Raw genomic sequence first — 17,043 nt, 5'->3', positions numbered from 1 at the left:
CAAAATTAAATACTATGAAAACTAAATGGAGAATTTTACTAATGCTACCTTTTTTTGCCCTCATGTTATTTACAGCATGCCAAGAAGAAGTAGTTGAAATTACAGAACCTTCTGAATCTGAAGCCTTAGTTGCTGATGCAGAATTAACAGCCTTTGTTAGCGCTACCGCTAAATTGGATGGCTCTAAAGACAATATTATAGACCAAGCAAGCTGCATATCGGTTAAATTACCACTTACAGTTATTGTGAATGGCTTAGAAATAATTGTAGATTCTGAAGAAGATTTTGATGTTATTGAAGCCATTTTTGATGAATTTGATGATGATGAAGATGATTTAGATATGATTTTTCCAATTACAGTAATTAATGCTGAACATGATGAAATTACTGTTAACAATGAAGATGAACTTGAAGCATATGTTGAGGCCTGTGCTGGCGAAAATGAAGAAGATGATGATATTGAATGTATAGATTTTAATTACCCAATATCATTCTCAATTTTTAATGCCGAATTTCAAATAATTGATACCGTTCAAATTGAAAACGATAAGCAATTGTTTCGTTTTATGAAACGCATAAAAAATAAAGAAGTAATTGCAAGCATTAATTACCCTGTAAGTTTAGTACTTGCCGATGGTACTCAAATTGAGGTTAACAACAATCAAGAACTTCACAATACAATTAAAGGTGCTAAAAATGCTTGCGATGAAGATGATGATAATGACCATAATGATGACGATTTTACTAAAGAACGTTTAGATGAATACTTAAAAAAATGTCCATGGTTAGTTTATGAATTTAAAAGAGATAACCAAGATAATACTGAAGGTTTCTTTGAATATGCCATTAACTTTAAAGAAGATGGCGTGGTAATTATGAGAGATAGAGAAGGTGATATTTTAACAGGAAGTTGGGAAACTAGAATTACAGATAGAGGCGCTAGAATTAAAATGGCTTTTGAAAATTTAGCCGATTTTACTTTAGATTGGTTTGTTTACGAAATCGAAGAAGGTAAAGTTAAAATTTATCAAGAAGGCGGTAACCGCATTATTTTAAAACGTAATTGTGATGTTGTAATTGAGCACACAAAAGAACGCGTGCAAAACCATCTAAAAGAATGTTTATGGCGTATTACAAAAATTAATGTTGAAGGAACTGACAACGACAAACAATACATAGGAACACCTTTAAAGTTTTACGATGATAACGTAGTTAAAATTAGAGTTGACGGACAATTAATTGAAGGTACTTATGAAGTGTTAGTTAGAAATGCCGGTATTGGCTTAGAAATTAATTTAGAAGGCAGGCCAAACTTAAAATTACAGTGGTTAATTACGTTCCTTTCAGAAAACATAATAAAACTAGAAAACGTAAATAATAAAATGGTTTTAGCAAGATATTGCCCTGAAGAAGACCAAGATATAAACTACATTTTAGATGTATTAGTTTCTAGTGAATGGAAAGTTGCTAATTATAATGATATGGGAGCAGATGAAACCCAAAACTACGCAGCTTATGTAATTGGTTTTAATGAAAATGGAAAAGTATTTGCTGAAGGTGATGGCAACAACTTTTACGGCTCTTGGTTATCATACAGAAATGAAGGCTTATACTTGGGCTTAAACTTTAAAACACAAGATGAACCTTTTAGTGAGTTTACACACCGTTGGAAAATTAAAGAAATATCACCTAACAGAGTAGAGTTAAAAGACTATTCATCTACAGGCGAAATAGAACGCATACTTGTGTTAGAGAGTACACAATAATTATAAATATAGAAACTTAGATTTTCGGTTTTTAGGTTAATTAGCTAAGTTTCCTATAAAAGGCTGCCAATTATGGTAGCCTTTTTTTGTTTTTACAAAAAACAAACTTTATAAATACAGGGCAATTCACTAAATTTGCAATTCTTAAAATTTAAAAAAATTATGTTTAATAATTTAAGTGATAAATTAGATAAAGCTTTACACGTTTTAAAGGGGCACGGAAGTATAACCGAAGTAAATGTTGCTGAAACCCTAAAAGAAGTAAGACGCGCTTTATTAGATGCCGATGTTAACTTTAAAATAGCCAAAGATTTTACCAATAGAGTAAAAGAAAAAGCACTTGGGCAAGATGTATTAACTACATTACAACCAGGGCAATTAATGGTTAAAATTGTAAAAGATGAGTTAACACAACTTATGGGTGGTGATGCTGCAGGTATTAATTTATCAGCCACACCAAGCGTAATTTTAATGTCTGGTTTACAGGGTTCTGGTAAAACTACCTTTTCTGGTAAACTAGCAAACTATCTTAAAAATAAAAAAACTAAAAAACCGCTTTTAGTTGCATGTGATGTGTATCGTCCTGCAGCAATAGATCAATTGCATGTTGTTGGAGATCAAATTGGTGTTGAGGTTTTTAGTGATAGAGGAAATAATGATCCTGTAGCCATTTCGCAAGCAGCAATAGCACATGCAAAATCTAACGGGCATAATGTAGTAATTATAGATACCGCAGGTCGTTTAGCTGTAGATGAAGCTATGATGACCGAAATATCAAACATTCACAAAGCTATCAAACCACAAGAAACCTTATTTGTGGTAGATTCTATGACGGGGCAAGACGCCGTTAACACAGCAAAAGCGTTTAACGATGTATTAAATTTTGATGGTGTAATACTAACAAAATTAGATGGTGATACACGTGGTGGTGCAGCCATTTCAATAAAATCTGTTGTAAATAAACCTATTAAATTTATTGGTACAGGCGAAAAAATGGAAGCTATTGATGTATTCCATCCATCACGTATGGCCGATAGAATATTGGGTATGGGAGACGTTGTCTCGCTTGTTGAAAGAGCTCAAGAACAATTTGATGAAGAAGAAGCTAGAAAACTTCAAAAGAAAATTGCTAAAAATAAATTTGGTTTTGATGATTTCTTAAAACAAATTCAGCAAATAAAGAAAATGGGTAACATGAAAGACCTTATAGGCATGATACCTGGCGCTGGAAAAATGATGAAAGATGTAGATATTGATGACGATGCTTTTAAAGGTATTGAAGCTATTATTCACTCAATGACTCCAAAAGAAAGAGAAAACCCATCAATAATAAACGCAAGTAGAAAAAAACGTATTGGCAAAGGCTCAGGTACTTCAGTACAAGAAGTAAACCAGTTGTTAAAGCAATTTAACCAAATGAGTAAAATGATGAAGATGATGCAAGGTGGCGGTGGCCGTAAAATGATGCAAATGATGCAAAATATGCGTTAATCTTGTTAAAAGTTAAAAGTTAAAAGTTAAAAGTTAAAAGTTAAAAGTGTCATGCTGTGCGCAGTCGAAGCACTTTAAAAACATATAAAAAAACTTGGCGTTTTTTGCGCCTTTTCGAGAAAACCTATGACAATCTTAGACGGAAAAAAAGTAAGTAATGATATTAAAGAAGAAATAGCAGAACATGTAGCTGCTATGGTTTCTAAAGGTGAAAAAGTACCTCATTTAGCAGCCATATTAGTTGGTAGTGATGGTGCAAGTATGACCTATGTAAATGCTAAAGTTAAAGCTTGTGAAAAAATAGGTTTTAACTCTACACTAATTGAATTACCTGAATATACCTCAGAAGAAGCATTGTTAGAAAAAATACACGAGTTAAACAACAATAATGATATTGATGGTTTTATAGTACAATTGCCATTACCAGAACAAATTGATGAGCAAAAAGTACTTATGGCTATAAATCCTGATAAGGATGTTGATGGTTTTCATCCAACAAACGTAGGCCGTATGGCTCTAGATTTGCCAACCTTTTTACCAGCAACACCATACGGAATTATGGAGTTGCTAGAGCGTTACCAAGTTGAAACATCAGGTAAAAATGTAGTGGTTATGGGGCGTAGCCATATTGTAGGGCGCCCAATGAGTATTTTAATGAGCCAGAAACGTAAAGCTGGTGATGCTACGGTAACAGTGGTACATAGTCGTTCCAAAAACTTAAAAGAAATTACTTTAGCTGCCGATATTATTGTGGCTGCCATAGGTATATCAGAGTTTTTAACCGGAGATATGGTTAAAGAAGATGTTGTTGTTATTGATGTTGGTATTACACGCGTGCCAGATCAAACTAAAAAGAATGGTTACCGTTTAGCTGGCGATGTCCATTTTGAATCTGTAAGTAAAAAGGCAAGCTATATCACTCCAGTTCCTGGAGGTGTTGGCCCAATGACTATTGCTATGTTGTTAAAAAATACGCTACTTGCTAGAGAAAGGCATTTAAAAAGTTAAGCACGTTTTCTTCTGCTTAAGTTTTTAGGTTTAAATTCTTTAGAAGAACTACTAATAAGTTTACTTAATTCACTAAATTCATCTTTAGTCAATTCTCTATATTTTCCAAGGGGTAAATCTAGTTTTATATTCATAATTCTTACCCGTTTAAGTGTTTGTACTTCGTAATTTAAATGAGCGCACATACGCCTAATCTGCCTATTTAAACCTTGGGTTAAAATTATTTTAAAGGTAGAAGTATTTATCTTTTTAACTTTGCAAGGTTTAGTTGTTTGTTTTAATTCTTCAAGATAAATGCCTTTTTGCATGCGTTCTATAAAGGTTTGCGAAATAGGCTTATCAACCGTAACAACATATTCTTTTTCGTGATTGTTGCTAGCACGTAAAATTTTGTTTACAATATCACCATCATCGGTTAATAAAATTAAACCTTCACTAGGCTTGTCTAACCTTCCAATGGGGAAAATACGTTTGTGGTAGCCAATAAAATCTATAATGTTATCTTTTTCAACACGCGTATCAGTTGTACAAACAATGCCAACAGGCTTGTTAAAAGCCAAATAAACAAAGCTTTTTTTTGTGTTTTCAATAATTTCACCGTCAACAGCAACCACATCGTTTGGCGCCACTTTGGTGCCCATTTCGGGTACAATGCCATTAATAGTTACTCTGCCAGCATCAATAAGTTTATCAGCTTCACGCCTAGAGCAGTAGCCAACTTCACTTAAATATTTGTTTAATCGTGTTAAATTATCGCTCAAAAGTTACGTGTTTATAAAGTTAATTATGGCATCATCAATACTTGCATCTTTTAAACCATGCCCAAAACCTTCGGTAGTTTTTAACGTTGAATTTTTATAATTTCTAGCAATAAGTTCAGCTTCATCATAACCAATAATTTTATCTTGTTTATCATGAATGATTAACCCTTCGGTTTCTATTTTTTTTGTGAAATTAGCCGACGAAAAGTACGCTGTATCTTTATCAAAACGTTCTTCAACCATTTTATTAAGACCATTTTCTATTTTACTGTTGAAATTTAGCATACGAACATAACCTTTGAAAATTTTAGTAAATTCTGAAGGTGCGCCAAGTAAAACCAATTTTTCTAAGGTTTTAAATTGATAATTATGCTGAAAAAATACAGAAGCCATTCCGCCAACCGAATGACCAATAATAATATGAGGTTTATAGTGGTTTGCTACCACATTTATAAATTCAGAATATAAAATAGCATTGAATTTTGTGCCGCTAGATTTTCCGTGTGCAGGACCATCAAGCGCTACAATGTTGTAATTAAATGCTTGTAATTTTTTAATTAAAGTTTTCCAGCGGTAGCTATTGCTTTCCCAACCGTGCGCTAATAAAATGGTTTTACCATTGTTAGCCCAATTGTAAGTTTGTATACGGTGGCTTTGATATTGTAATTCTAGCTGTTGTGCTGAATCAAAAAACGCACTTTGTTTTTCGGTTAAACGGCCTTTACGCGGTGTCATAAAAATATCTAAAGCTTTTGATGTTGCATATTTTGGTGCAATAAAGCTTAAGGTATTTAATGAGGTTCCTATAATTTTAGGTATGCTTTTTTTTATAATCTTTTTCATGAGTTAATCTTCTCTATGAACTAAATCCATTGAAAAAGCTGGCAAACAAATGGCTAAGTATTCACAAGGTTCTTTAAACGGATTTGAATACTGAACGCGGGTGTTTTTTTCAATTTTAATAGATTGTCCTGCTTGCAAAGTTACAACCTCGTCTTCAATTATAAATTGTTTTTTTCCTTTAATAATAAATGTATACTCATCAAACTCGGGTGTTTGAAACGGTTCGCTCCAGCCTGCTGGTGCAATCATGTGGGCAATGCTAATTTGTGAATTGCCGTTTGTGGCATTGCCAAAATGCTCTTTTATGGTTTTGCCATCGGTTGTTGGTACTATAAATGGGTTATTTTGTATGGTGTACTTTTTCATAGTATATATTTAATCATTCCACATTAAGAAAAAGTATTTAATTTTAGCATTGTCCGGAATGTGTGTTTCTTCAAAATCTAAATTTAAATCAAAACGTAAATTTGCGGGTAATTCTTTTTTGTCAATAACAAAACTAGCGTTGATTTCATTTACAGATAGTGCTACAGAATTTATTAAATTATCAATTTTAGAAATTTTATACGCAGCGGCAATATCTTTAAAAGTGCTAGCTGTAGAAATGCCTTTGGCAGTTTTGTATAAAGGATCAATAATTTGAATGCTTTGTATGGTTGAGGTGGAGTCTAATGCGTTTTCTGGGGTAAGCACTAATAGTTTTTCGCCAGTTTTTTTAAAAATTTCAATATTACTTATGCCTCCAGCAAACTCATCGCCTGCGGTATATTTTGTTACTGAATCATTTATAAAAATGGTTTTTAAATCTTTAATTTGGGTAGAGTCTGTTAGTAAACCAATATGTTGTTTGGTAACTTCAAATGGGTTTTGTTCTTTTTTACAACTAGTTAAAAATAGGGTAAGCGCCAAAAGGCTAAAAATTAATTTACGCATAGGTTTTTGTTTTAAATAATACAGCTTATCTGTTTTTCATTACTTTGGTTAGTATACCAAAAACGCTTCTAATAAACGTGGCGCTTGTTAGTACTTTAACTACAGGATTCATTCTGGTGCTTCGGCGTCTGGTTGAGGTGCTTCTAGATTTTCTTTTTGCTTCAGCTTTTTTTAAAGCTTCTTGTTCTTGTTTTGCTTTTTCTTTAGCTTCGTCTGCTTCGGCTTTTTTAATTTTTTCGTTAAGCATTTCGTAAGCACTTTCTCTATCTATTGTTTTGTTGTATTTTTTGGCTAGTTTAGAGTTTGCTACAAGGCTACTAAGTTCATTGTCGGTTAAAACATCCATACGGCTCATTGGAGCGCGCATCATGGTAGCGGCTAATGGTGTTGGGCGGCCTTTTTCATCAAGAGCAGAAACTAATGCTTCACCAATACCTAATGATGTTAAAACTTCGGTAGTATCATAGTAATCAGATTCGGGGTAATTTTGCGCAGTAAGTTTTATAGCTTTTCTGTCTTTGGCAGTAAAAGCTCTTAAGGCATGCTGAATTTTTAAACCTAATTGCCCAAGAACTTCTTCGGGTACATCGGTTGGGTTTTGGGTTACAAAATATAAACCAACGCCTTTACTACGTATAAGTTTTACAATGCTTTCTATTTGATTTAGTAGTGCTTTTGATGCTTGGTTGAAAATTAAGTGAGCTTCATCAATAAACATGACAAGTTCAGGCCTATCACTATCACCTTGCTCAGGGAAGGTTGAGTAAATTTCTGCCAAAAGGCTAAGCATAAATGTTGAAAATAGTTTTGGTCTATCTTGTATATCGGTTAGTCTAATAATATTTATGTAACCTCGTCCGTTTTCATCAACGCGCAGTAAATCATCAACTTCAAAAGAGGTTTCACCAAAAAACAAATCGGCACCTTGTTGTTCTAACTCTATAATTTTTCTAAGAATTGCACCTGTTGATGCGGCAGAAATGCGCCCATAAGCCTCGGTAAATTCGGCTTTACCTTCTTGAGTGGCGTATTGTAATATTTTTTTAAAGTCTTTTAAATCTAAAAGAGGTAATTTATTATCGTCACAATATTGAAAAATAACCGATACAATGCCACTTTGTGTTTCGGTTAAATCTAAAATTCTAGATAATAAAACGGGACCAAACTCACTAATGGTAGCTCTAAGCCTAACGCCATCTTGTTCAGATAATGTTAAAACTTCAACAGGAAACGCTTTGGCTTCAAAAGGTAAACCAATTTTTTCGTGGCGTTCATCAATTTTAGGGTGTCCTTCACTGGCTTGGGCAATACCACTTAAATCGCCTTTAATATCCATAAGTAAAACAGGAATGCCTTTTTCACTTAAATTTTCGGCTAATACTTGTAACGATTTTGTTTTTCCGGTACCTGTTGCACCAGCAATTAAACCGTGGCGATTTAAAGTTTTTAACGGTATTTTTACATGCGCTCCTGTAACAGTTTCGCCATTTAACATAGCAGCACCAACTGGTATAAAATCACCTTTGGTTTTGTTGCCTTCAGTTATATAATTAAAAAACGTTTCTTTAGTATTCATGCCGTATAATTTTGCATAAAAATACACTAAAAGCAAAAAGAAAAAAAATAGAAGCTAATGCTTTAATATTTTAATTTGAATAGTGTTGAAAGTTAGCTATCTATAAGCTTCATAAATAACTAAAATATCATCAGAGTGGTTTGCTACATTTAGAGTAAAACCATCAGCGTTAAAACTAGTTAATGAAGCATTTGTTAAGCCTAAAGAATCACCGTTTTGGTTAGAGTACCTAAGCCCAATAGCATGACTGCTTGAGGCGTAACGAGAAATATCGTTAATTGAATTTCCGCTTCCACCAATATACATAACTTGCTGGGTAATTGAGCCACCAAAGTTGCTAGCATAACCACTCATCATGCCAAAAGCATTAGCTAATCCACCGTGGTTGTTTCCAACGTCATTATCAGCGTTTAAGTTACTGGTTTCAACATTGGCACAAGCTGTGAATTTTATTTGAGAAGGCATAAACGGCAAACCCTTAATTGTGGTTGCGCCCGTACTGCTAATTATAAAACTGCCAAAATACGCAGAAGACGATGAGGCTGTTTGTATATCTTCCCAAATAGGTACAGATGGTGAACCACTATTGTACTGAAACTTATTAGTAGTTGTGTTAAATACCATTAGGCCAATAGCTGGGTTTGTAATGGCAGTAATTTGCGCATCAGTTAATCGGGGTATTAAAATACCTTTATCTGTGCTTTCAACATGTAAAATGGAAGAAGCATCAGGGGTTGTGGTACCAATACCAACTTGTGAAAAACTAAAGTAAACATTAAAGCATAGTAGCGCTAGCGCTAGTAGGTAAGCTGTTTTTTTCATTTTGAGAGAATTGAGAGATTTGGGTAAATCAGCAATTTTTATAAACCAAATATATAGGTTTTCAACGTAATTTCAAAATATATAATATAAAACCATACTAATACGTATCTTTGTGTCCTTATGAATAAAGAGATACAAACATTGGTAAACAAAGGTGAAATGTTGCCTTTAATGGAAGAGTTTTACACCATACAAGGTGAAGGCTATTATAAGGGTACTGCCGCTTATTTTATTAGGGTTGGTGGATGCGATGTGGGTTGCCATTGGTGTGATGTAAAGGAAAGTTGGAATGCTAATTTGCACCCACCAACAAAAACCACTAAAATTGTTGAAAACGCTAAAAAGTATAGTGATACCATAGTTGTTACAGGAGGAGAACCTTTAACGTGGGATATGACGTTGCTAACAACCAAATTAAAAGCCGAAGGTTTAAAAACACATATTGAAACTTCGGGTGCTTACAAGTTAACAGGTGAATGGGATTGGATTTGTTTGTCTCCTAAAAAAATGAAATTACCAACCCAAGAAGTTAGCAAAAAAGCCAACGAACTTAAGGTTATAGTTTATAATAAAGACGATTTTCGCTTCGCGGAAGAACAAGCCGCTAAAGTAAGTGATAATTGTATTTTATATTTACAGCCAGAATGGAGTAAACGCGATAAAGTTGTGCCATTAATTGTAGATTATGTTATGCAAAACCCCAAATGGAAAGTATCATTACAAACGCATAAATATTTAAATATTCCATAAAGAAAAGGTTATGAAGTTACCAAGCTTTGGAAGACATTTTAAACCCGATGAAAAAGTAATTTTAAGAGATTATTTAGCCATTGAACGCACACGTTTGGCAAATGAGCGCACATTGCTGTCATACATAAGGTCTTCACTATATTTATTACTTGGTAGTATTGCATTTTACCAATTGAAAGATTTTCCTAATTTTAAATATTTAGCAGGCGCATCATTAGTATTTAGTGGCTTGTTTTTAATAATTGGTGTGTACCGGTTTACAACATTAAAGCGAAGTTTGAAAAAACTTTACTACATGTCTGAAGCTTTAGAAAGTTTAGATGATAAAGCATAAAAAAAGCGCTGAATTACAGCGCTTTTTTGGTTTTGTTATTTAGTGAAAGGTACAGCTACTCTTGTTGTTCCCCATCCTAAATGCATTGTAACACCGTTGCTAGCTTCAGTAAATGCTATAGAAAATGCTTCTAAAGAATCACTTGCATTAGTTACAGGCACGGTAAGTCTTGCAACATCATTAGCTTCTTTATAAAAATAAGAACCCCAAACATTAACATCTTTACTAATAATGGCAGTCCATTCATTATCACCCGGAATAGTGTAAAATGAGTATGTACCAGCATTAACGTTAGTATTACCCAATTTCATATCTGTAAATAAGGTAAGTTCTGCAGCTTCATTAGCGCCCGTTCTCCAAACTTTTCCGTTAGGAGCTAAAGTAGCAATATCTCTTCCTTTTAATTGCGGACGGCTGTATACTATTTTAATTAATTTGTCTGAATTTTTGTAGCTTGTAGGAAATGCAGCAGCATCCATTGGGCTTTTGTCTAAATCTCTAAATTCTTGAGCGGTAACATTGGTAGTTAAAAATAAGGTTAAAGCTAATGTAATAGCACCTAAAAAAGATAATTTTTTCATGTTTTTTGTTTTATGTAATTCAATTAATGTTGTCCGCAAGTTAGTGTGAAACTTACCTTGTAAACGTTAAATTTTACATAAAATATGTTAAAGCCTAAAAGCTTAAAACCACAAGTTATAATTTAATTATTTGTTTTGAAACTCTACCTAAGTTATTATGAAATTCAACAATGTAAATACCGCTATTTAAGTTGTTTAAGTTAAAACTATATGTTTTTTCTGTTGAAGCTGTTATTATATCACGTTGTAGTTTTTTTATTAATTTACCATTGCTGTTATATAAATTTATAAGAAGATTGTCTGGTGACTTAAAATCTATTTTAAAAGCTAAAATGTCTTTTATTGGGTTTTTGGTTATGATTATGTTTAACGGGTTTTTAGAGTGATTTATATTGGTGTTTTCAGTGTTTAAAGACGCATTACTAAATTTATAAATACTAGTGCCACTTGCATAAGCTAAGGTATTGTTTATAACAAAAATGCGGTTTAAATTTCCGCCTATGTTTAAATTTGTCCAGGTTTGTCCTCCGTTGGTGGTTTCATAAAAACCAGTGTTGTGGCCACCCATATAGCCGGTGTTTTCATTAATAAAGCCTACAGCTTGAATATCACTTTCTGGTGCATTAAAACTATTCCAAGTATTACCAGCATTTGATGAAGAAATTAATTTGCCTGGGTTAGGAGCAGTACTGTAAATTGCTCCAAAAAAAATATTAGGGTCGCTGTTTAAAATTTGAAGTTTCCATACATATTCACCAGCAATGTTAGAGTTGTAAATCTCTGTCCAAGTTAAGCCGCCATTAGTAGTTTTTAAAATAATAGCGCCAGTTGCACTTTTTCCTGCGGCATAACCTGTAGTTTCCGAAGTAAATTTTATTTCAACTAAAGCTATGGCGTATGCAGACATATCAATGTATTGCCAAGTAGCGCCACTATCTGTAGATTTTATAATGTGGGCAGGTTCAAAGTAAGCGCCACAACCATAAACTGTTGATGTTCCAGCGGTATCGAGACCGCAAATGGCATTAGGGTTTGGTGTAATATTTGTTACTTCGCTCCAAGTTTGTCCGCCATCTGTAGTTTTAAAAAAGGTATTGTTAAGGGTGCCTAAAAATCCAATGTTTTCATTTAAGAAAATGATGTTTCTAAAATAATAATCGCCAATTAAATTGATTTCATTAAGCTGTTCTGTCCAGGTTAAACCGCCATCAGTAGTTTTATAAACAGCCGCATGCCAACCATTTGCTGCCCAACCTATGGTTTCGTTTAAAAAGAAAACATCATCAAAACGTGTTCCGTCTCCGTTTGAGACTAAGTTGGGCACTGCTTGCCAATTTGCTTGTGCAAAGGTAATTACACCTATAAAAAAAGGTAATAGTTTTATGAATTTCATATAACAAACTTAGCTAAAAAAGCGATAAGCTAAGTTTGAAATATTATTTTTTCATAACTTTTACATTCATTTCTTCTACCTTTTTATCAGATAAAAGTGATGGAGCCCCAAATAGTAAATCTTCACTGGTTCCTGTTTTTGGGAAAGCCATAACTTCTCTAATTGATGCTTTCTTTTCTAAAATCATCATTAATCGGTCTACACCCCAAGCAATACCACCGTGTGGTGGCGCGCCATAATGGAATGCCTTGTACATGGTGCCAACACTTTTCATCATCTCTTCTTTGTTGTACCCCATGTTACGGTATGTGGCTTCTAAAATTTCAGGTTTGTGCGCACGCACAGAGCCACCTCCAATTTCGTAACCATTCAAAATTAAATCATATTGTTGGGCTATAATTTTGCCAATTTCTTCTTCTTTACCGTTTATATGTTTTTCAATATCATAGGTTGCTGGCATTGAAAAGGGATTGTGGGTAAAAGTCCAGTTTCCTTCGTCGGTTTTTTCAAACATAGGAAAATCTACCACCCAAGCAGGTCTTAATTCTTTAGCGTTTATTAGGTTTAGCATGCGCCCCATTTCTTGTCTAACAGCATCTAAGGCTTTGTTTGCTGTGGCATAATCTGCAGCTGAGAAAAATACAATGTCTCCAACTTTAGCATTTGTTGCTTTAATAATATTGGCCGCGATAGTTTCGCCTAAAAACTTAATGATAGGTGATTGTAAATCGTCTTCATTCACAATAATGTAAGCAAGTCCGCCTAAGCCATGTTCTTGGGCAATACTAGTAAGCTTTTCAATTTGCCCTTTAGACATGCGTTTTTTGCCTTGATCTTTAGCTGATACTTTTATGCATTTAACAATACCGCCTTCATCAATAGGTTTGCTAAATACTTGGAAAGTAGTATCTTTTACAATAGCTGTAATGTCTTGCATTTCTAGACCAAAACGAAGATCTGGTCTATCACAACCATACTTGTCCATGGCTTCTTTGTAGGTTAAAACTTCAAAAGGTTTTAAAATCCATTTTTTACCATAAATTTTGGTAACAATATCATTGAACATTTTGGTGTTCAAATCTATAATTTGTTGCATGCTGGCATAAGCCATTTCAATATCTAATTGGGTGAATTCTGGTTGACGATCACCACGAGAATCTTCGTCTCTAAAACAACGTGCAATTTGGAAATATTTTTCATAACCACTCACCATAAGCATTTGTTTAAATTGTTGAGGTGCTTGTGGTAAGGTGTAAAACGCTCCGGGTTCTTTACGTGAAGGTACAATAAATTCGCGTGCACCTTCATCTGTTCCTGCACTTAAAATTGGTGTTTCAATTTCAAGAAAATCTTGTGCATCTAAAACATCGCGTATTAATTTTATAACCTTGTGGCGGTTTCTAATAACACGGTGTACATCTTGGTTTCTGTGGTCTAGAAATTTATACTGAAAACGTGTGGTTTCATTAGTTTTTAAAGCGCGCTTTATCTCAAAAGGTAGGGTTTTTGAAAGGTTTAAAATTTCTAAAGCAGATGTTTCTAATTCTATAGTGCCTGTTCTTAAGCTTGGGTTAAAATCGTCTTCTTTTCGTTTTACAATAATACCCGTAACCATAATAACAGATTCTGGTTTTAGTTTTACTAAATCGTCAATATTACCATAGGTTTCTCTGCTTAAACGCACTTGGAAAATTTCGTTACTAGAATCTCGTAAATCAATAAACATTAATTCACCGTGGTCTCTAACACTAGAAACCCAACCTGCTAATGTTACAGTTTGTGATATAGCATCTTCTGATAGTTGCGATGCAATATGGGTTCTGTATTCATCTTTAATAACTAAAGGAATTTCTGGTAAAACCTCTTCCTTTTGTGTGGTTGTTGGTTGTTGGTTGTTGGCTATTGATGTTTTTTTACTGTGAATTTCGGTATTTTGTTTTTCATCATTTTTACCCGAAAGTACTTTTAAAATACTTTCGCGAATAACTTTACCTGAAGCGCCTTTACCAATAATGCCAATAACTTTACCAACTAAAATACCAGCTTTTCCTTGGTTTCCGGCTTTAATATCGTTAGCAACGGTTTCGTTTTCAGAAATTACTTTAGCAATAGCATTGTTTATAGTGGTTTCAGAAATGGTGTTTTCTTCAAAATAGGTTTTATAGTTGAAGTTTGGATTTTCAATAAGTTTTGAAATAGCATTTTGTGCTAAAACAGGTGTAACTTTATCTTCTTTAAATAAACTGAAAACTTCAATAAAATCATTGATGTTTTTAATGTTGGCGTAATCTTCTGGTTTTAAATTGTTGGTTAGCGTTTTAGCAACAAATGACGGTTCTTTAATTACATTGTTTATGGTAACAAATGTTTGAGAACGTAAGGCATCTGCGGTAAAAAACTTAGCATCTTGAGGTAGCACGCCACCTTTAATTAAAATACGCTCAACGGCGTGGGGTAGTGCGCTAGTATCAACATTAATAGCATTAACAACGTCTTTTATATTTACAAAAGGTAAATCTGGCTCAGAGATAAAGCGGTAATCTGCTTCAAACTCTTTTTTACGCATGGTTTTGGTTTGCTTTAAATCTGCATCAAATAAAACAGTAGTTTGGTCTGGTCTAAATTTTTTATGCTCTAAAAAGTAGTTGAGTTGTTTACCAATTTCTTCAATTAAAGCTTCGGTCATGAATTTAAAAGAATTGAGGTTTTTAATCTCGGTTCTTGGGTTAAGTTCATAACTATGCTTTTTTCTTAAAGATACCGAAACATCAGATTTGAACTCACCTTTTTCAAGATTAGCTTCAGAAATTTTTAAGTTTTGAACAATACGTTGTAAGTATTGCGCGTAGGTTGAAGCATCTTCAATATTTCTAATACATGGTTCTGTAACAATTTCAATTAAAGGTACGCCGGCTTTATTAAAATCTACTAAAGACACGTTTTTTTCGTGCATTAATTTAGCGGCATCTTCTTCAATATGTACTTGTGTTAAATTTACGGTAAATTCACTACCGTCGTTTCTAAAACACGCTACTTGTCCGTCTGGAATTACCGGATTATGAAACTGTGTAATTTGAATGTTTTTTGGGTTATCAGGGTATTCATAATGCTTTCTATCCCAAGAAATAACCTCATTGCTAAAAGTAGATTTTACTGCTTTTCCAAAGTAAATAGCTTTGGTAATGGCTTCTTTGTTTACAGCAGGTAAAACACCCATTTGCCCAGTACAAACAGAGCAAATATGATGGTTAGGTATATCTGTTTCCTCATTAGGACACGAGCAGAATAATTTGGTTTTTGTATTTAATCTAATGTGTGTTTCTAGCCCAATAACCAATTCAAGTTCGTGCGCTTTTAGTGCGTTATTTAATTGCTCTAAATCCATTATAGTATGTCTTTTAAGAAGTTAGCAAACTTCAAAACAAGTTCATCATTATTTTTAGCAGCCGTAATTTGTAAGCCTGTTTCAGTGCCTTGTGGAACTGTTAAAGTTGGTAATTGCCCTAAGCTAAAACCAACGGTATAAGCATCAGATAAATACATGGCTAGTGGGTCTTTTAAACTGTCGCCAATTTTTGGTGGCGCCATTGGCGTTACAGGTGAAACAATAACATCAACTTCATTAAAATCTTTTTCAAAATTTTGAGAAATTTGGTCTCTTAAAGCCAAACCTTTTAAGTAAATTTCATCACTAAATCCTTGCGATAGTACTTGATTACCACCAACAATTCTGCGTTTTGTTTCTTCCGAAAGGTTTTCAGAACGCGTAATAGAATAGCTTTCTTTTAAATTATCGGCGTCAATACGGTTGCCGTAATTTGTGCCATCTAAACGTGAAAGGTTAGAGGCGGTTTCGGCCATTGCCAATGTATAATAGGTAGAAACTAAAGTATCTGCTTCAAAAAAATCTAAAGCTTTTACTTCAATACCTTTTGCTTTTATTTTTTCAATAGTTGAAAGAAAATCTTTTTTGATGTTTTCATCAATAGCATTACTGTCAACAAAGTTTTTAAAATAGCCAACGGTTTTTATATTTTCAGTATTTAAAACTGCATTTTGCTCAATTTCTGAAGAAGCGTAAGTGGTTTGATCTTTTACATCTTTACCACTCATAGCATTTAATACAATACGGATGTCTTCAATAGATTTTGCAATTGGCCCAACGCAATCTGTTGATGAGGCATAAGCCATTAAACCGTAGCGAGAAATACGACCATACGTTGGTTTTAAACCATAAATGCTATTATAACCAGCAGGTTGACGTACAGAGCCGCCGGTATCACCACCTATTGAGAATACGGTAAAATCTTTAGCAACATTTACAGCAGAACCGCCACTAGAGCCGCCACCAACAAGCTCTGGGTTTTTGGCGTTTTTAACAGCGCCAAAAATGGTGTTTTCACTAGATGAGCCGTGGCCAAAACTATCGCAGTTTTCTTTTACTAAAGGTATAGCGCCGGCATCTAATAATTTTTTTATGGATGTTGCAGTATAGGCCGATTTGTATTTTTTTAACAAATCTGAACTAGCTGTAGTGTACGTGCCTTCAACCATATACACATCTTTAATACCAAAAGGTATGCCTTCTAGCAAGCCAATAGGTTCGCCATTTGCTATTTTTCGGTCTACTTTTTCAGCTAAATTAATAGCTATATCATCAAGTAAGCTATTAACGGTATTGTGTGTATTGGCTTTTAAAAGTGCTAATTTTTCTTTAACTAAACTTACACAAGAAATTTCTTTGCTTGTAAGTTTATTGTGTAATGAGCGTATTTGAGAATCCAT

Annotated in this window: 15 protein-coding genes; 5 read left to right on the top strand and 10 right to left on the bottom strand. The window is 33.8% G+C overall.

From position 1 onward, the window contains the following. Positions 1–14: 14 nt before the first annotated feature. The 3 genes from ACXAG4_RS08390 to folD all read left to right on the top strand — a co-directional run bounded on the left by ACXAG4_RS08390 (position 15) and on the right by folD (position 4,265). On the top strand, positions 15–1,766 hold the full coding sequence (locus ACXAG4_RS08390) for a hypothetical protein (RefSeq protein WP_475295634.1): 1,752 nt from the start codon (positions 15–17) through the stop codon (positions 1,764–1,766). Positions 1,767–1,928: 162 nt separating this feature from the next. Continuing rightward, entirely contained in the window at positions 1,929–3,257 is a 1,329-nt protein-coding gene (ffh, locus tag ACXAG4_RS08385; protein ID WP_475295633.1) for a signal recognition particle protein, read from the top strand. Between the two features lie 126 nt (positions 3,258–3,383). Continuing rightward, positions 3,384–4,265, top strand: coding sequence for a bifunctional methylenetetrahydrofolate dehydrogenase/methenyltetrahydrofolate cyclohydrolase FolD (gene folD, locus ACXAG4_RS08380; protein ID WP_475295632.1), 882 nt, complete (start codon positions 3,384–3,386; stop codon positions 4,263–4,265). Here folD and rluF read toward each other — a convergent pair. The 6 genes from rluF to ACXAG4_RS08350 form a co-directional block, all read right to left on the bottom strand. Then, positions 4,262–5,026 (bottom strand): 23S rRNA pseudouridine(2604) synthase RluF, encoded by a 765-nt coding sequence (gene rluF / locus ACXAG4_RS08375; RefSeq protein WP_475295631.1) that lies wholly within the window; start codon positions 5,024–5,026, stop codon positions 4,262–4,264. The two genes, folD and rluF, sit on opposite strands and share 4 nt — an antisense overlap. A 3-nt stretch (positions 5,027–5,029) precedes the next feature. Continuing rightward, entirely contained in the window at positions 5,030–5,869 is an 840-nt protein-coding gene (locus ACXAG4_RS08370; RefSeq protein ID WP_475295630.1) for an alpha/beta hydrolase, read from the bottom strand. A 3-nt stretch (positions 5,870–5,872) separates the two neighbouring features. After that, complete coding sequence (locus ACXAG4_RS08365) at positions 5,873–6,235, bottom strand: cupin domain-containing protein (RefSeq protein WP_475295629.1); 363 nt, start codon at positions 6,233–6,235, stop codon at positions 5,873–5,875. Positions 6,236–6,244: 9 nt separating this feature from the next. Then, entirely contained in the window at positions 6,245–6,802 is a 558-nt protein-coding gene (locus ACXAG4_RS08360; protein ID WP_475295628.1) for a hypothetical protein, read from the bottom strand. A 25-nt stretch (positions 6,803–6,827) separates the two neighbouring features. Continuing rightward, on the bottom strand, positions 6,828–8,378 hold the full coding sequence (locus tag ACXAG4_RS08355; RefSeq protein WP_475295627.1) for a helicase HerA-like domain-containing protein: 1,551 nt from the start codon (positions 8,376–8,378) through the stop codon (positions 6,828–6,830). A gap of 96 nt (positions 8,379–8,474) precedes the next feature. After that, positions 8,475–9,200 (bottom strand): hypothetical protein, encoded by a 726-nt coding sequence (locus tag ACXAG4_RS08350; protein ID WP_475295626.1) that lies wholly within the window; start codon positions 9,198–9,200, stop codon positions 8,475–8,477. A 120-nt stretch (positions 9,201–9,320) separates the two neighbouring features. Here ACXAG4_RS08350 and ACXAG4_RS08345 point away from each other — a divergent pair, with 120 nt between their 5' ends. After that, positions 9,321–9,950, top strand: coding sequence for a 7-carboxy-7-deazaguanine synthase QueE (locus tag ACXAG4_RS08345; protein ID WP_475295625.1), 630 nt, complete (start codon positions 9,321–9,323; stop codon positions 9,948–9,950). Positions 9,951–9,960: 10 nt separating this feature from the next. Then, positions 9,961–10,284, top strand: a complete 324-nt coding sequence (locus ACXAG4_RS08340; RefSeq protein ID WP_147135442.1) for a DUF202 domain-containing protein — start codon at positions 9,961–9,963, stop codon at positions 10,282–10,284. Positions 10,285–10,319: 35 nt separating this feature from the next. Here the strand turns inward: ACXAG4_RS08340 and ACXAG4_RS08335 are convergent, their stop codons facing one another. From ACXAG4_RS08335 to ACXAG4_RS08320, 4 genes are all read right to left on the bottom strand, one after another. Continuing rightward, positions 10,320–10,865, bottom strand: a complete 546-nt coding sequence (locus tag ACXAG4_RS08335; protein WP_475295624.1) for a DUF2911 domain-containing protein — start codon at positions 10,863–10,865, stop codon at positions 10,320–10,322. Positions 10,866–10,980: 115 nt separating this feature from the next. Beyond that, on the bottom strand, positions 10,981–12,258 hold the full coding sequence (locus ACXAG4_RS08330; protein WP_475295623.1) for a YCF48-related protein: 1,278 nt from the start codon (positions 12,256–12,258) through the stop codon (positions 10,981–10,983). A 43-nt stretch (positions 12,259–12,301) separates the two neighbouring features. Then, positions 12,302–15,643, bottom strand: a complete 3,342-nt coding sequence (gene gatB/aspS, locus ACXAG4_RS08325; RefSeq protein ID WP_475295622.1) for a bifunctional amidotransferase subunit GatB/aspartate--tRNA ligase AspS — start codon at positions 15,641–15,643, stop codon at positions 12,302–12,304. Then, complete coding sequence (locus ACXAG4_RS08320) at positions 15,643–17,043, bottom strand: amidase family protein (RefSeq protein ID WP_475295621.1); 1,401 nt, start codon at positions 17,041–17,043, stop codon at positions 15,643–15,645. Before ACXAG4_RS08320 ends, gatB/aspS begins: the two co-directional genes overlap by 1 nt.

This window comes from Seonamhaeicola sp. ABD4_175, assembly GCF_056160885.1.
This window is presented reverse-complemented; position numbering and strand designations above follow the sequence as displayed.